Raw genomic sequence first — 17,186 nt, 5'->3', positions numbered from 1 at the left:
GCATACTTTTTTTGCTTTAATATTCTCCTGACTTGTTCTCCGCTTAACTTAATATCAGTTCTTTTGTCTAAATATGTAGCTAATCTTGCTGTTGTCCATCGTCCAAATTCATAGCCTAATTCACTTGGTTCTTTGTCAATAACTTCCATTAATAATTTAATATATTCATTTGTTGCTTTCTGGTAATTTCCTTTTCTCCTGCCATCTTTTAGACTTTCTAAATTGTCTGGATCACCATGAACACACCAATATGCTACACTTCTACATGAACAGCCTAAAAATTCACTTATCTCCTGATAAGTTTTTCCATCATTCATCAGAAGTAACATCAATATTCTCTGTATAAATTGAGAGCGATCGCTATCTTTTAAAGCTTTTTGTAAATTGTCTTTTTGAGATTGAGCTAGAAACCCTTTAGCAGGCATGATAACGCTATAGACACGGATATATCTATTTTACCATTTATGCAATTTAAATGTGGAACAGCTTAGTAGCGATTGATTACCCTGAAAACGATAGCATTCTCCTAACAGAGGCGGAGGGGCAGCACTTCGGCTACGCAGTTCGACTGCGCTCACCGTAAACTCTGTTACCGAGGGGAAAGACTTACTACTACTTCTCCCCTGCTCCCCTGCCTCTTCATCTCCCTCGCTGCGAATCAACTGTAAATAAAGCCCCTCAATCTGTTGTAATTCCTCATGGGTTCCCCGTTGAACTATTTGGCCGCGATCGAGGACAATAATTTCATCGCAATCTCGGATGGTCGAAAGTCGATGCGCCACGATGATGCAAGTGCAACCGCGCAAACGCAGATTACGAGTCACATTCTTTTCTGTTTCAGCATCCAAGGCACTAGTAGCTTCATCCATCACCAGGATACTGGGATTATTCACCAAAGCACGGGCAATTTCCAATCGTTGCCGTTGACCACCGCTTAAATTGGTAGCACCTTCTAACAGGTCGGCACTATAGCCTCCTGGCAACGAAAGAATGACATCATGGACTGCTGCATCTTGACAAGCTCGCACTAAATGACTTTCAGGTATAGTAGTATCCCAAAGCGTTAAGTTGTCTCTGACACTGCCAGCAAACAACAAAATCTCTTGCTCTACCGCAGATATAGAATTGGCTAGTACTTGGCGAGAAATTTGCTCTCTGGGTTTACCGTCAAACAAAATTTCTCCCTGCCACGGTTGGTATAGCCCACATAAAAGTTTGGCAATAGTAGACTTACCAGAACCACTCCCACCCACCAAAGCAACTCGCTGCCCTGGCTGGAGTGAGAGACTAAAATTTTCAATCAACGGTGGAGCAATTTTGCTATAGCCAAATGTCACATTGTCTAATTCAACATATCCCCGGAGTTTGGAAAGAGGCAGAGGGGCAGGGTGCGGGGGGCAGAGGGGAGATTTTTGTAAAAACTTATCTTCTCTTATTTCCCCTACCTCTTGCCATTCTCCCTGCTCCCTGCCCCCCAGATCCCATTCCCCCCTGCCTCTTCCCTGCAACTGCGAATCAATGGGGTTACACAAGACATCATCAAGGCGAGTCAAATTACCTTCCATCTCTTGCAGGTCACTTCCCAGGTTGACAAGATTACTTATCGGCTGGAAAAAATTTTGCATCATGCCGAGAAAGGCTATTAACATCCCGATGCTCATGGTTCCATCCATAACTCGCAAACCACCTACAGCCAAAAGCAGCATGGAAGCGATCGCTGACAAGAAATCTGGTAAAACTCCTAATGTCTGGTTTGTTGTCTCTAATTCTTGCTGGGTATTAATGGCTTTGGCATAGTAACCGGCCCATCGAGAGAAGAAATCTGACTCTAACCCAGAGGCTTTAAGTGTTTCCATACTCTGAAGACCAGAAATTGCAACGCCGCTAACTTTGCCATGTTCTTGGAGCAGTTTGATGTTGGCATCGACGCGCCGCCCTCTCACCCACTGTAAGGCAGCGAGGTTAACAGCGACAAAGGCGATCGCAATTAAGGTTAGCACTACATCATATTGCAGCATCACTACTACATACAGAAATATTGACGCTGTGGCGATCGCTGTAGTCGCTAATTTACCAGAAAGCATATTAGCTATGCTGTCGTTGAGTTGTACGCGGCTACTGATTTCTCCAGCAAACCGCTGATCGTAAAAACTCATGGGTAGGCGTAAAATATGCCAGAGAAATTTACTCTCCATGCCCACCGACAACTTAATTTTCAGCTGACGCAAAAACTGTAACTGTAGTAGCGTTAAAAATCCATTGAGTCCGGCTGTGAAAATCATTCCTAAAATGAGCGGACGCAACCACTCATTCCGATGCCCAATTAATACGTTATCTATAAATACTTGAGAAAATGCAGGTATGGCCAGTCCCGGAATCACCAACAAAAATCCTGCCACCACACAGTAAATCAATGCTGCAATCGAGCCTCGCAACCGCGACCATAAAGCGAGGATAGTGCTAGGTTTCCGTCCTCCTTCCTGGAACTCGGAACTCGGCTCTAAAGCTAGCACCACTCCTGTGTAAGCACCGCTAAATTCTTCTAGAGAGACAGTGCGTCGTCCAGTAGCGGGGTCATTGAGATAAACTCGCTGTTTGCCAAATAAATCCCTCTACTACTAGAAAATGGTTAAATTGCCAAAATACAATGAAGGGAAATTTTAACTGCGACAGGGCAGCTAAATTTGTTTTAAAGCTCTTAGCGGTTAATCGATAATTTCTGGCAGCCTTCAAGATATTTAACGCACTAACTCCATCGCGGGATACACCACACGCTTGTCGGAGTTCTGTCAGCGGCACAATGCGACCGTAGTAACTCAGAATAATTCCTAAAGCAGCAGCACCACACTCTACTACCTCCATTTGCAGCAGAGTTGGAGTGCGACACCGCTTGTTTTTAGACGTGTCTGGTTGCAGTCGGGCGGTAATTAAAATCTGTGGCCCTTGTGACATCAAACCTTCTACGAATTCAGAACTACCTACTACACTTAATGCACCTTCTTTAGTCACGGGAAAGGCTGAGACATCTGTGACAGCACCAATGATGCCACCAAAGCGTTCCCGTTGCACTGTACTAGGTGTGATATCATGTCCGTATAATTAGTTATGATTTCCTCAAGTCTTGCGCCCCACCCCCAGCCCCTCCCCGCCTGCGGGGAGGGGAGACAAAGCATAGCTTTGGCGGGGTGGGGTTCTTGGGGTTTAGTAAGTAATCAAGCGGACATGATATGACTTGTAACTTCATCCCAATTTGCATTGCGAAAGCGAAGCTCCGAAGGGAGCCGCTTCGCTAACGCAACGCGAAACTAAGTCCCGACAGATTTTAAGATGGGTACTCAAAATTTTTGCTCCTTAATTGTTTTTTCCAGGTCTAATACGGCTTGAGCAAGAGAGTTTTTAAAGTTTGTTGTCCACGAATCTCAAAGACTCGACAATTACGAGTTAGGTTAGCGAGTCATTGTACTCCTGCAAAGAAGCAAGCCCTACGTAGAGAGTGTCATGATTTAACTGCGTTGCCAAATTTTAATTGTCTTATCCAAACTCCCGCTGACTAACATTTCACCGGAAGCTGTGAAGGCTAATGCTGTGACTATATTCCCATGACCTGTAAACGTACCCAGCAATTCCCCGGTTTGTAAATGCCACAACTTGATAGTTTTATCAGCACTACCGCTGGCGATAATTTGTCCATCGGGACTTAAAGCGATCGCATATACCCTATCTCTATGCCCTTTAAGGGTATGAAGTAATTCCCCAGTCTCTAATTGCCAAACTTTAATCGTTTGATCCCAGCTACCACTCACGAGCAGTTTACCATCTGCACTGATTGCTAAAGAACAAACGATGTGAGAATGACCCATGAGGGTATGTAGTGGTTGGGCATCTTTTAAACTTTTGATTCCCGTTTGGGGTGAGGTGCGCCAAACTTTGATTTTGCGATAGCTACCTGTAACTAGAGTTTCGCCATCTCGACTTAAAACTAGGGAATGAGCAGCTGTATCATCTAAAGAAAGTGCGATCGCTACCTGACGTTGCATCAAATCCCAAAACAGAATTTTTCTATCATCTCCCCCTGTCGCTAACATTCTGCCATCTGGGGTGAAAGCAGCACACCGCACTACTCCATTATGTTTGTGCAAAATATCTATCAAGTCTAAAGCGCCTACGTGCCAAAGCTTAATTGTCGAATCTGCACCGCAACTCACTAAAGTCTGTCCATCTGAACTAAAAGCTAGGGAATTCACTTCATCCACCAGCCCAGATATTACCCAAGGATACTCTGATAAGGTTTCTATTAATTCACCCTTGCTTAAATCCCAGAGTTTCGTTTCTCCACGACTACCACTGGCCAATATGGGTAAGGCTTTGCCATTGTTGCACCCAGAACTGAAAGCTAGGCAATTAATGCCTCTGGTGTGTCCTTGCAAAGTCTGCCAGCATTCCCAGTCACCGACTATAGCCTTGAGACAATGTTCTGATGGTAGAGTCTGTATTGTATCTGCGATCGGTCTCTCATTAATTACTGGCGACGTGTCTTTTTTACCCATCAGTGATTCTAAATACCAACTTAAACCCCCTGCATATAACAAATTACTCGGAGTCACATACAGTTTTGGTTCGCTAAATTCAAGTTGATTTGTAGGTAAAAAGCCTGTTATGATACTTTGCTTCTCGTAACCTAAATTACCTGTAGATGGATAAAATAAACAGAGAAAAATTAATACTTGGTGATTTTTTAAATCTTCTTGAGTAACCGACCACCTAATTTTGTCTTTCTTAATACCATTAAAACTTTCTCCATCAGCAACGTAAACTTGAACACTTAGCTGAGGATGATCTTTGAGTATATAAGGAAATTTACTTTCGCCACCCAAATTTCCCTCATCATCTAAAATCATGTTTTGCAAAGTATCTTGTGACACCTTTTTTACTAACTTGCCCAAGCGTTCAGTTATCACCCTGTCAACAATATGCTCCCGGAAAAGATAATCTTGGGCTTGTTGTTGGAAGTATTTGGGAAAAGGTATCGTCCAGTCAGGAGGCTCAGGATATTCCGGCGGCGTCGGCGGCGGATTTTTGGCGAGAACTTCTGCTTGTTGGCGAGAAAGTTCTTGGAGTCTAGCCAATGGCTCGCCCCAAAAGGCCATAACTTCAGTGTGACAACCTTTAACTTGACTTTCCAGCAAAGATAAGTCATAAGTTTTAGGTTTTTTCACACGTTGAAGGAAGTCAATTTGTTGAGCTTTGAGTAAGCTAATCCAATCCATCTGCATTCCTGCGGCAAACTATTGCATACCTACGGTAAGCTATACAAATGCAATTACTCAAGTTTATAACCTTAGTTAATTAAAAATTCAGTAATATTAACAGTCTAATAAAACACAGCCATTGACAAATGTTTCCGTGAAAGAGATAGATGGATAGCACTTAGACATTTCATGAACTGATGCGTTGAAGTATATAGAATTAGATGATATCAGTCAATTCTAACGGAGATAGATAAAGACATACTGTTTCCCTAGAAACACTTCTAGCTGTAAAGGAAAGTTGAATTTGAGACGGATTTAAAGATTGCAGTAGCGTTAAGTCAGCAAATAGCTATATAAAACTAACCTAGTAACGATAATTACCGGAAATATCATCTGAAATCGAAAGAAATGGTGAAGATTCGCTAATTTTAACCTTTGCGTTTTGGTTGTCTGGGTGTAGTACTTACATCAGAAGAGTCACCAAAAGTATCCCTTGCTTCGATCTGTTTAATTTTCATTTGCAAGTTCAAGTCATCGCTGCTAACAATTGTTTCTAAATTCGCTAATCTCCGTTCTAGCAGTTCTATTTGCTGCTGTTGCAAATAGTTAGTTTTTGATTTTTTGTCATCAGAACGCCAAACCGCAACTGTACCAACAGCTGCGCCGCCAATAGCAACTAAAGGAAGAATAGCACCGCTTCTAGTAACGGCTGACAATGGGACGCAAACTCCTAGAATGGCTACTGTAATTACCCAAATTCTTGTGGTAGCAGATAATCTGACATCTTGGTATGGTTCTACATTGGGTTGAGATTTTTTAGCCATAAGTTTATCCAAAGAAAAGTTATTTATTAGATTGGCACAATTGTTTATTACGATACTTACTGCAATTAGGTTAAATATATTTTTTTGCTCGTATTTTTAATTACCAGTAGGTAAACATAATTCAACGTAAAATGCCAATCAGCGAAATGATTTTCCTGACTCCTATACAGACGCGATTAATTGCGTCTTTAGTGCTGCCTTCTTCCTTCTACTTAGTTACTTCGTTATTTTAGATCATTAGATTTTGCTTGCGAGGAGCAGTTGTACACTGAGAGGAAGATTTTCTTGAAGTCATAGTAAGGAAGGTACAGATGACAGTTCGTGCTTTTTTTGAAGCTGCCAAAGTTGAGGGTGTCCAGTCACCTTACGATACCATTCACCTGAAAATTCTCTATCCAGCACAGATACCGGAGAGTCAGCTAGAAAAAAGTATGGGAATTGAGCCAGCTAATCCAGAAAAGGCACCTTTTCCAGTAGTGATTTTCTTCAATGGCTATAACTGTGATGCTCAACAATACCAATGGTTAGCGGTTAAATTGGCTGAACGTGGATTGGTAGTGGTTCTCTTTAATTGGATTGCCAAAAATCTACCAGGCGTAATTAGCCTCACACCTGGAGTTGATTTTGAAAAGCTGAAGCCCACAATTTATCCTACTGCTCCTACAGCTTTGGCTTTGCCAGCACTTCTAACTAAACTCGAACAGTTACAAAATCAAGGAGTTTTAGCAGGAATGTTGGATTTACAACGCATCATTCTCGGTGGACACTCTGCGGGTGGTTTATTATCGCTCACAAATGCTGACCCTCGGTTTTTCCCTGGAGTTGCTGCATCTTTTTCTTATGGCGCAAGTAGCAGAGGACTTTTAACCATAGGGTATGAACCAGGAACTATCTTGCCTTTACCAGATTCCCTACCACTGCTACTGATGGGAGGAACCCGTGATGGATTTATGCTTACCAGTAGCGAACTCTATGGTATAAGTGCTGGGGATGCTACTATCCCAGTTACACGTACATTCCAAGAAGCAATCGCTGGGGGACGAAATGACAGCTATCTGGTAATCTTAGAGGGAGCAAATCACTTTTCGATAGTTGATGAGCCAGACTCCACTACAGTTAGATCCTCTCTCGACTTAAAAGCTACTCAATCTCAAGAAAACTTGCGTTTGCTGATGAGTGAAATTATTGGTCTGTTTATTGACACTTATGTTCGCCACCAGCCAGAAGCATCTCAGTTGATCGAGCAATTATTAAATACTGCCAATCCTCTGATAAAATCCTTTGAGCGTAAATAGTTAAGCTGATTATGACAAGTGCATCTTATATTTTTCTGGCTGGAGCAAGTCGCGGTGTTGGTCGAGAAATTGCTCAATATCTGATAGCGCAACAGCTAAAAGTCAAAGCACTCCTGAGAAAAGCAGCAGTTGCTAGTGAACTAGAAAAAATTGGTATTGAAGTAGTTCTGGGAGATGCCTTGAATATTGGCGATGTAGAACGCGCAATGGTAACAGATAAACCTATTCACACCGTTATCAGTACAATTGGCGGTTTACCATCAGATGTAGAAAGACCGGATTACCCTGGTAATAGAAATCTGATCGATGCAGCAGTTAAAGCTGGGGTGCAAAAGTTTATTCTTGTATCTTCCATCGGTGCTGGCAATAGTGTTGTTGCTGCCTCACCCCAAGTTTTAGAGGTACTGGGAAAAGTTTTAGCTGAGAAAGACAAAGCCGAACAACACTTAATTGCCAGTGGACTCACCTATACAATCATCCGTCCTGGTGGACTCAAGTCAGAACCAGCAACGGGTAATGGTATTTTAACTGAAGATCCGCACATTATTGGTAGCATTAATCGTGCAGATGTGGCGCAGTTAGTTGGTCGCTGCTTAAATAGCCAACGCGCCAATAATAAAATATTGTCAGCCGTAGACCGAAATATGCTATTTGGGCAAAGAGAATTTGCCGAATTTTCTTTGGAGTAATTTAAGCACGCCAGCGCAGTATTTGACCTTTGACAGGATTGACAAATTCTCGTCCTTCAGCGACAGATCGAGCATACTCCCGCTTTAACTGGTAATACCACTGTGCCTGCATATCTGAGTCCTTAATCAGCCGCAGCACAGGATTATATTTTAGACCAATCTGCTGTTTTTCTACAACCGTTCGGTCTTGGCCAATGAAAGTCCGCGCCAGCACGTGTAACAGTGGCTTGAAAAATCCCACCCAAGGAAGTGTCCAGTAAAGAGCAAAAGTTACTTCAGTTTCTGTGTCTGAAATGGGTGTAACTGCCGTTAAATTAACAACTCGATGGTTGCCAATGGTGGTTTCTTCGATTCTGACTCCAGGTAAACGAAAAGAAATCTCCGTTTCCGGCACACCACCGCCAATCAGCCAGTATAATCGACCCCCATTTGCTGGTAATCGGTGTCGTCGCATCGTGAAACCGTAGGGCGAAGCATCAAATTGCTTCACTTCCTCATGCAATTGCTCATTTCGCCACCACCAAGCGCGATGAACATAAGGTGAATGAGCCGGGTCCATCAGACCTACTACTGCATGATCTATAAAACAAGGGAATTTTACCACCTCTACGAACTGGTGAGAGCGATCGCCAAACCCTGGAATTACCGGAATTTCCATCTCAGAAGCAGGTTGAGGGTTATCGGGATCAGCTATATATATCCAGATATTCCCTTGGGCTTCGCGGATTGCATAAGACTGCACGTCAAAGCGACTCAAATCCATTTGCTGCTCCTCTACAAGAGAAGGTATCGCAGTACAGCGCCCAGCAGAGTTAAAGCGCCAACCGTGGTAACAGCATTCAACTTCTTGCCCATTGAATCTCCCACAACTCAAGGGCACACCACGATGGGGACAAATGTCTGTCATCGCAGACACTTTGCCATCCTGGCTGCGAACTAACAGCACTGGTTCTCCTAAGAAAATGCGGCTGATCATCATACCTGGCTTGATTTGATCGCTAGGCAGAGCATAGTACCAAGTATTACGTAATACAAAATTATCGTTATTTTTCATAACTAATGGCCTCTGCCTTTGACACAACGAAAGTCCTGGTTTGTGGAAAGGAAGGTGATGCTGGAAAACATTCTTTCAGGTTTTTAATTGCTGTAGGTAAATTCAACTGATGTACTTATTAGTCGTGTTCGTAATTCTCTCAGATTTATGTTGTTCTGGGAGGATTGCAGGTTTAAAATTGGATTATTCGCCAGAGATTTGTACAAATACCGTTCTTTTACGCGGGCCATCCAACTCAAAAAACAACACAGATTGCCAGGTTCCCAAAGCTAATTTACCATCCACAATGGGAATTATCTCACTAGTGTTCAGCATCATTGCCATTAAATGAGAGTGAGCATTAATCGGCTCATCTTCTGGGACATCTCTTAAATGCAAGTCATTATGCAAATAGCTGTCTGATTCCGGTGCTAATTTTTGCAAGAATACTTTTATATCTTCTAATAATCTGACTTCATTTTCGTTGATAGATAACGCTGTTGTAGTGTGTTGAGAAAATACTAAAACTTGTCCATTTTTAATTGGTGTTGAGGCAATAAAATCTTGAATTTGTGGGGTGATATGATGAATATTAATTTTTGGCTGAGTTTCTATTTCAATTAACTTATTAATAATTGGCATCTGTTGAATTTTATATTTGGGATTGCGGATTAGGTAGGTTAACACAGCTTAACGTCTTTTTGAAGGAGGCAGGAATTGAATGACTTTTAACTCCTAACTATAGTTTCCAAACCTTGTACTAGTCTTTCTATACCTTCTTTTGCCGTCTCTTTTTGCAGCGCCCCATAGGCGACGCGTAGATAGCATCCGTCATCTATGCCAAAGGTTGTACCTGGAATAACTGCTACTTTATGTTCTTGGATCAGTTGTTTGACTAACTCAAAAGCATCCATCTGGGTATGAACTTTGAGGAAAAAATAAAAAGCGCCATTGGCAGGGATAATACTACATAAGCCTTGTAGACGATTAAGGGAGTCTAATACTAGTTGGCGTACCTGAGCGATCGCTCCTATGTGACTCTTCAAATAATCCTCTTTTGCCTGCAATGCCCCTAAAGCTGCATATTGAGAAATGACTGGCGGACAAATCAAAATTGTATCCTGGACTTTTTTAACGGCGACAAGTAAGTGTTGGGGAATCACCATATAGCCAATGCGCCAACTCGCAAAACCGTATGCTTTAGAAAAGCTATAGAGAGAAATGGTATACTCGCTGCTATTACCAAATGAGCCAGGTGAAATGTGTTTTACACCGTTATAGGTAAAATATTCATAAGCTTCATCGCTGATGTGGTAAATACTGTGATTAGCACAAATTTGATTTACTTGGCGCAATGCTGCTTCAGAATAGACAACTCCAGTGGGATTATTTGGTGAAATCGTCACCACAGCCCGTGTTTTAGGAGTAATTGCTTGAGCGATCGCTTCTTTTCGCAGTTGGTAATTTTCATCCGTCGCCACTAATACCGCACGACAACCAGCTATTGCGATCGCCATTTCATGGTTGAAATAGTAGGGCGTATTTAGAATAATTTCATCGCCTGGGTTAGTGATAGCCAGAATGGCATTCATAAATCCCATATTGCTCCCTGCTGTCACAACGATGCAGTTTTCCCCGTTGATTTCAATCCCGTTGAAGGCTTGCAATTTTCCCGCAAGTGCTGTCAGTAAAGGGGGAATTCCCTCAACTGATTTGTATAAATTATTGGCGGGTTCGGCTAAGAATTTGGCTAAAAATTCTATGGCTTCATGTGGTGGGTTGTAAAAAACAACACCTTGTCCTAGAGAGATGGTTCCAGGAGAGTTTTTAATCAGTTCCCCAACCACAGGAATAATTGGCGATTGTACCGCCTGCATACGAGAGGTTAGGGATTCCATATTTTCTTGCCTATGTACCTGCTTTTAGTATCTCTTAATAGGTGAACAATCAACTAGTACAGCACGGTGGAAATAAACCACCCATTCCAAATTAATGAAATGTTTACTCGCTACCATCTAAATCCCGAAGTCAAGATCAAATTTATAGCAATACTCCAATCTGTGGAAAGTTTAGCGTTATATAGCGATCGTCAAAGAACGTACTTTGGTTCTTGATGTCTAAATTTAGGGCTATTTCACGATGATTTTGACCCTCTGATGCCATGATAATTATTTTGGCAGCGCTAGGAGTTGCGGCGTGTTGTGTCTGTTGATCAATTGTTAGAGTTGATCTCGCTCGCCATCGCTTAAATTTAAGATTTTAGGAGTTAATCTAGCCACATCCTGATTCCTTGATCGCGCCCCAAAATGTATGGGTTTTAACCTGATTATGTATTCTCTCACCAATATGGTCTGTTTATTTCCGCCGACCTATACTGCGTTCTGGCACTGATTTCAATATCTATCAAGTTAATAGATGTATAAAAATCCATTTTCTACATTTAATTTTAGGATTGGATGAATATAAAATCCGATATCTGTGTTGTTTTTTGCTGCACACATATCTTTTTGTTTTAACCTATCTCTACCTTTGAAATGTTATTTTTAAAGACAATCAATCAGGTTTTTTTAACCAGGTGTCAATAAAATTCAGACTATAGTTTACAGAGACTTTACACAGAATTTAAGCTTAATTGATATTAGTAGATATCTATCTTTTGGCGTGTAAGGTAGAATGCAATTAGAAAACGAAGGCTTAGATACTGTTAATTAATAAAATAATGTTTATTTCACAACGTGGCATTATCACCTATGCTTACGGAGCATCTTATTATCTAGAAATGGCAAAGTCATTAGCACGTTCTCTACGGCTTCATTCACCAAATGTTCCGCGTGCTATTGTTACTGATAATCAAAATGATAGAGATTTACTAGAACTTTATGATTGCGTTATAAACATTAGAGATGAATACGGTTCTAACGTAAAACAAAAGCTTCATGTCTATGATTATTCTCCATTTAAATATACACTTTGTATTGATAGTGATTGCATAGCGGTGAGGGATATTAACTTTATTTTTGATGATTTTAAAGGTAAAAGTTTTAGTGTGGCAGGTAATGTATATCTTCAAGCAGGCGATAAAGATACATTCATTGATGTAGATGACACACTCAAACGATTTAATCTAACAAAATTACCTAGATTTAATGGAGGTCTCTATTATTTTGAAAAAAACGATACTGCTAAGGCCTTTTTTGAAACAGCACTAGAATTGGCAAAGGATTGGCAAAAGCTAGGTATTAGCGAATTTCGTGGTGATGGCCCTAATGATGAACGTATTTTTGGTCTAGCTATGATGCTACACAATCAAAGTATGTTTGAAGATAATGGTCAGATGATGCGAACACCTATAGGTCTTCGTGGTTCTTTTAATATAGATGCTATTAAAGGTCAATCGACTTTTCAAAAATACAATCAGGTGGTGTCTCCTGCTCTTGTACACTTTGCCTGCGTTTGGGGAGAGCATCCCATATATCATCGTGAAGTAGCAAAGTTAAAAAACCTAGAAAAAGGTTCAGTTAACCAGATCAATTCCAATATATTTTCCCCAATTCAATATAAGTTTGGCTATCAGATTGCTTTCTTAAGATATATAGCTAAACGTGTACCTAAAAATCCTAAATATATTCAAGCTAGAATGAAAAAACTTTTGATACAATTGCCTGAGTTGGTTAAAACTAAATATAAAGTTGAGCCTGTTCAGAGCAAATAAAGTTTGCTAAAAGTCTGCATTCCTTTGTGCTTAATTTAAATTACTCAAAGGCTGCTTTGGTTACTTTCTATAAAGCTTTAATCGTGTATAATGTGCTGTCTGAAGTTCAGGCAGCACTAACAAAGTGTAATAGCGATCGCGCATCATATCCTTCGCTCCTGACAGGTAATATAAATTATATTTTTGTGAAAACTACAAGGATTGTATCTGTGGGTTTATTCTAGAAACTACACGGTACACCGCAAATTTGTATGTACCACAAAAATCTGTATTGCCGTACTTTTATGGAAAATCAACTAGGATTAATTCTAAAACTGCTTTTACTCTCGGCTTTGTTATCGGTATTGATTAAGTATGCAGGGCCAAGTCTATCAATTCCGGCGACAGCAACCAACGCGCTGATTATAGTATTCTTGCCGATTGCGATCGTAGCGATCGCTCTACTATGGCGATTTCAAGCACAAAAACAAAATTAACTCAAAGCATTTACGCACAAGTTCCTAAAATCAGCTAACCTAGCTTAATTACAAGAAAATTCCATCTCGCCAACCGTTGGGAGTTAGCCTGTGAACCTGGGTCAATGGATCGGCTTAATCGCCATACTTCTTTGTTTATACATCCTGTGGCAAATTCGGGAAGTGCTTTTGTTGATGTTTGCCGCAGTTGTGTTAGCCACCACCTTAAATCGCCTAGCGAAACGCTTCCAAAGCTTTGGGATGAAGCGCGGATTCGCCGTACTCCTAGCAGTAGCTATCTTTTTCGCAGGTGTCGTGGGTTTTTTCTGGCTAATTGTGCCGCCATTTGCCCAGCAGTTTCAAGAACTAACATATCAAGTTCCTAAAGGGTTTGGACGCTTTAATAGTTGGCTTGATGCCCTGAGAACTCGTATTCCTGACCAGTTAGTTCCTTATATCCCAGATATCAATAGCCTCATTCAACAAGTACAGCCCTTCGCCAATCGGTTACTAGGAAACTCCTTTGCTTTTGTATCTGGCTCTTTAGAAGTCGTCCTCAAGATTTTGCTAGTGTTGGTTTTAACAGGAATGATGTTAGCCGACCCAATAGCTTACCGCAAAGTATTTGTCCGGCTTTTCCCCTCATTTTATCGGCGACGGGTAGATGGGATTTTAGATAAATGTGAAGTCTCTTTGGAGGGATGGATTACAGGCGCTTTCATTGCCATCTTTGTAGTGGGGGTGATGAGTCTGATTGGCTTATCAATTTTGCATGTCAAGGCAGCACTAGCTTTAGCGGTTTTAGCGGGATTTTTTAACTTGATTCCCAATCTGGGGCCAACAATGAGTGTAATCCCAGCAATGGCGATCGCTTTCTTGGATGAACCTTGGAAAGCGATCGCTGTCTTGATTCTCTACTTTATTATTCAACAGATTGAGAGTAATTTCATCACGCCTGTTGTCATGGCGCATCAAGTCTCATTACTGCCAGCCATAACCTTAATTGCCCAGCTATTTTTCGTTACGTTCTTTGGCTTTTTAGGATTATTCCTAGCGCTACCTTTAACTGTTGTCGCTAAGATTTGGTTACAAGAGGTGTTAATTAAAGATGTTTTAGATGAATGGGGAAATAATCATAAAAAAGAGACTGAGTTGGTGATAGTTTCTGAATCTCCTAGAACAGATGATAATTGGATGGCAGAAAATCCAGATATAAATGAGAACCCCTCGATTGATGATGATATCTTGAAAAAATAAGATTAGTCACTCGGCTTTCAATACGGTTCGGTTAAGGTTTTTTAATGAAAATTCTAGATCAAAAAGATGCTATAAATCGCCGTCAAGACGAAAGACTAATTATTGTAGAGACGGCGATTCATCGCGTCTCTTGCCTTAACCGAAGATAGCAACAATAATCTCTGGAAGGTCAAAAACTCAATGACACGAGTTATCGCTCTTCCATCACTCTCATTAAGCAATAATCGAAGCAGAAAACTGAAACTATCACCCAATCAAGGTTTGAGGCTTTATTTTCTAATATAAATTCAAAAATCTAGCTAAAACCTGAAAACCGAAGTCTCGTAAGCCTTGCAGCGATTGCTTTTCCCAAGAGTGATGGAAGAGCGTTATATCATGTCCGCTTGATTGCTTATTAAACCCCAAGAACCCCACCCCGCCAAAGCTATGCTTTGTCTCCCCTCCCTGCTTGCGGCTATGCATTAGTCACATGTTTCTTAACATTGCTGTAAGTAAGTCAGGAAAAGGATTATGGAACAATGCAACATGTAGATAGTTGACAAAAGGAGGAGAATGTGAATAAGGTTAATTTGATCGGCGATCGCTAAATACATATTTGACAATTCTGGTAGAGTAGTTTCCAGGTTGCAGCGATATCGTGTAATCGCTGTAATCCCCGCCAAATAGTCTTAACACCAGGTTCTCCATCACCCTTTCGACCTAAAAAGCCACCTAATATTGCAATCATTCGTACTGCTTCGCGTAAAGAAGGCGGCTTTTTGGGTGGGATTGGATTTTTGTTGATAGTGGCACACAAAGACTGCCATTCATCGATTTCTAGAACAGAATCACATGGCATATCAGGGTTAAATCTGGCTTCATAAGTTAGCCATAACAAACGCCACGCCACAATTGAATATGTTGCCAGTGCCATATCGATTCGCCTTGCGGTTTCAAGCTGTAATTTTTCAATTCCACAACCACTTTTTAATGTGTAGTGGTAACGTTCTATCAACCAACGATATGTGTACCAGCGAACGCAACGGGCAGCCTCTTCAAAACTGTTAGCTTTAAGGGTAGTAAGCAACAACCAGCTAATCGGTTTGATTCCATCTGGCGGGTTTTCTTCAAGTGCCAGAATTACCTGCAATTTTACAGGCTTCAACTGTAAACGTCGGATATGGTGTAAGGGTACTTGTATCTCAAAAGTGGCTTGAAAGAGTGTTAGTTTTGCTGTCCTTGCATCACGCTCTGGGTTTTGCTTGTATGTTTCCACAGGCTTGAGGTACGCTGCTGCTTGGTTGTGCTGCCAAGTCTTCTACGATCCTTACCAGACGCTTGTTTCGTCTTGCGTCTCCTAAATCTGCCTGTTTTAATTCGGATGCTGCCCATTTTTCCATGATGCACCATTACCCTCAAATATTCTCTTCTCTCAAAAACTATACCTATCAATGCTTTTGGCATATTTTAAGTAAGTTGTATTTTTGTTGAGAAAGATGCGGGTAATGGATAGCCGCAAGCGGGGAGGGGTTGGGGGTGGGGGTGTAATGACTGTGGTTAGCATAACTAATTATGCGGACATGATATTAGATGAAGTCTTGCAAATTTTGAAGCTATTGGGATAATCAGTGCTGGAGTGAAAAAACAATAAGATTCCCAACTTTTTTAATAAGTCGGGAATGTCATACTTTTGAGTCAGTCTGAAGAAGTCATCTTTGAAAGAATACTATAAGCATGGACACAATTAGCTCATCAGCTATTGTTTGTTCTGGCTCTTTACCTCTGCTTCTGCTTTGTTTGACTCATTTGATGAGGCTGATTCTGTCTTCTCTGATTGCGTCTCACTAGTTTGTTGCAATTGGTTGAGATGAATATTGTTGACTTGAACAATAAAATATTCTAATGCCTGACTTGCCTTTTGTTGCTGTTGGGTTTCGTCAGATACATCATAACAACGATAAGGCGGAGTCACGCCCAATATAAATTTCTCTTGTTCCGCTTCTAATAATTCAACGGCTGTATTAGCAGCAAGCGAATTCTTCTGAAAAGGAAAAGAGGTAACTATACTAGCAACTATAGAAGCAATAGCTGGGCAAAGCACAGGGAGCCACTTCAGCCAAGCTTGTCCTGCTTCTAATTTGTCTACCAGAACTAAAATCGGTGTGACTCCTGATAAAATCACTGTCGCAATTTGCAAACTATAGTAAAGGTTTCTTGATAAACCCCTAATTTTTTTATAATCGTCAATTAAGTCTTGGCTGTATTGTAAAGCCTTCCCTCTTGTCAGAGTCAGTGTATCTTTATCCCAGGAATTAGGATTGGTCAATAAATAACTATAGAGTTCAGCTTTTTTGGTGAGTTCAGATTTATAAGCGACCTGCTTATAGTTCTGATATACTTGTCTATTGATGAGCAACAAAAAAAACAAAAAAGTTAGAGATACTGCTCCAGAAATTACAACTGTTTTATCATCTGAAAGAAAAATAATAAAAAGTCCAGCAGAGACAAAAGCTGCAAGTAATAAATACTCTATTACCTTCAGGTTAAATAACTTTTTTTCATCTGATGAAGAGGATAAATTTTCAATCCTATCGGAAATCTTACTTTGGTTTCTTTGCTCTAGATTAGCTAATTCTGAAGTAGTCATTGCCTCTTACTCAATTCATTATCGGGTCAAATGTACCAATAAAATC

Annotated in this window: 13 protein-coding genes and 2 pseudogenes; 5 read left to right on the top strand and 10 right to left on the bottom strand. The window is 40.8% G+C overall.

The window, feature by feature from the left end:
• The 4 genes and pseudogenes from CDG76_RS22730 to CDG76_RS22715 form a co-directional block, all read right to left on the bottom strand.
• Positions 1-425, bottom strand: a 425-nt coding sequence (locus tag CDG76_RS22730; protein ID WP_143854165.1) for a helix-turn-helix domain-containing protein, incomplete at its 3' end; no start/stop codon positions are given.
• A gap of 219 nt (positions 426-644) precedes the next feature.
• Positions 645-2,952: pseudogene (locus CDG76_RS22725) on the bottom strand (NHLP family bacteriocin export ABC transporter peptidase/permease/ATPase subunit); the annotation flags it as partial.
• 551 nt (positions 2,953-3,503) lie between these two features.
• Positions 3,504-5,273, bottom strand: coding sequence for a WD40 repeat domain-containing protein (locus CDG76_RS22720; protein WP_094351194.1), 1,770 nt, complete (start codon positions 5,271-5,273; stop codon positions 3,504-3,506).
• Positions 5,274-5,677: 404 nt separating this feature from the next.
• Positions 5,678-6,073, bottom strand: a complete 396-nt coding sequence (locus tag CDG76_RS22715; protein WP_094351193.1) for a hypothetical protein — start codon at positions 6,071-6,073, stop codon at positions 5,678-5,680.
• 311 nt (positions 6,074-6,384) lie between these two features.
• Between CDG76_RS22715 and CDG76_RS22710 the strand changes: the two genes are divergently transcribed.
• Positions 6,385-7,368: an alpha/beta hydrolase family protein gene (locus CDG76_RS22710; protein WP_094351192.1), complete on the top strand. Its 984-nt coding sequence runs from the start codon at positions 6,385-6,387 to the stop codon at positions 7,366-7,368.
• 11 nt (positions 7,369-7,379) lie between these two features.
• Positions 7,380-8,057 carry an SDR family oxidoreductase gene (locus CDG76_RS22705; RefSeq protein ID WP_094351191.1) on the top strand — a complete coding sequence of 226 codons (678 nt, stop codon included), beginning with the start codon at positions 7,380-7,382 and terminating at the stop codon, positions 8,055-8,057.
• A 1-nt stretch (position 8,058) separates the two neighbouring features.
• Here CDG76_RS22705 and CDG76_RS22700 read toward each other — a convergent pair whose 3' ends face one another.
• From CDG76_RS22700 to CDG76_RS22690, 3 genes are all read right to left on the bottom strand, one after another.
• Positions 8,059-9,111 carry an aromatic ring-hydroxylating oxygenase subunit alpha gene (locus tag CDG76_RS22700; RefSeq protein WP_094351190.1) on the bottom strand — a complete coding sequence of 351 codons (1,053 nt, stop codon included), beginning with the start codon at positions 9,109-9,111 and terminating at the stop codon, positions 8,059-8,061.
• Positions 9,112-9,294: 183 nt separating this feature from the next.
• A complete protein-coding gene (locus CDG76_RS22695) occupies positions 9,295-9,732 on the bottom strand; it encodes a secondary thiamine-phosphate synthase enzyme YjbQ (protein WP_094351490.1) in 438 nt (145 codons plus the stop codon).
• An 86-nt stretch (positions 9,733-9,818) separates the two neighbouring features.
• A complete protein-coding gene (locus tag CDG76_RS22690; protein WP_094351189.1) occupies positions 9,819-10,988 on the bottom strand; it encodes a pyridoxal phosphate-dependent aminotransferase in 1,170 nt (389 codons plus the stop codon).
• A gap of 821 nt (positions 10,989-11,809) precedes the next feature.
• Between CDG76_RS22690 and CDG76_RS22685 the strand changes: the two genes are divergently transcribed.
• The 3 genes from CDG76_RS22685 (at position 11,810) to CDG76_RS22675 (ending at position 14,514) form a co-directional block, all read left to right on the top strand.
• Positions 11,810-12,802 carry a hypothetical protein gene (locus CDG76_RS22685; protein ID WP_094351188.1) on the top strand — a complete coding sequence of 331 codons (993 nt, stop codon included), beginning with the start codon at positions 11,810-11,812 and terminating at the stop codon, positions 12,800-12,802.
• Between the two features lie 284 nt (positions 12,803-13,086).
• Positions 13,087-13,278: a hypothetical protein gene (locus CDG76_RS22680; protein ID WP_094351187.1), complete on the top strand. Its 192-nt coding sequence runs from the start codon at positions 13,087-13,089 to the stop codon at positions 13,276-13,278.
• 90 nt (positions 13,279-13,368) lie between these two features.
• Positions 13,369-14,514 carry an AI-2E family transporter gene (locus tag CDG76_RS22675; protein ID WP_094351186.1) on the top strand — a complete coding sequence of 382 codons (1,146 nt, stop codon included), beginning with the start codon at positions 13,369-13,371 and terminating at the stop codon, positions 14,512-14,514.
• A gap of 583 nt (positions 14,515-15,097) precedes the next feature.
• On the opposite strand, the pseudogene CDG76_RS22670 reads toward CDG76_RS22675, so the two are convergent.
• From CDG76_RS22670 to CDG76_RS22660, 3 genes and pseudogenes are all read right to left on the bottom strand, one after another.
• Positions 15,098-15,757, bottom strand: a pseudogene (locus tag CDG76_RS22670) (IS4 family transposase); the annotation flags it as partial.
• Entirely contained in the window at positions 15,738-15,893 is a 156-nt protein-coding gene (locus tag CDG76_RS22665) for an IS4/Tn5 family transposase DNA-binding protein (RefSeq protein ID WP_094348690.1), read from the bottom strand. The pseudogene CDG76_RS22670 and the gene CDG76_RS22665, both read right to left, overlap by 20 nt.
• A gap of 356 nt (positions 15,894-16,249) precedes the next feature.
• On the bottom strand, positions 16,250-17,140 hold the full coding sequence (locus CDG76_RS22660; protein WP_094351185.1) for a DUF4231 domain-containing protein: 891 nt from the start codon (positions 17,138-17,140) through the stop codon (positions 16,250-16,252).
• Positions 17,141-17,186: the final 46 nt, after the last annotated feature.

Source organism: Nostoc sp. 'Peltigera membranacea cyanobiont' 210A (assembly GCF_002246015.1).
In the GTDB taxonomy this organism is placed as follows: Bacteria; Cyanobacteriota; Cyanobacteriia; order Cyanobacteriales; family Nostocaceae; genus Nostoc.
Note: the sequence above shows the minus strand (reverse complement) of the source record. Positions and strands in the feature narration are given on the sequence as shown.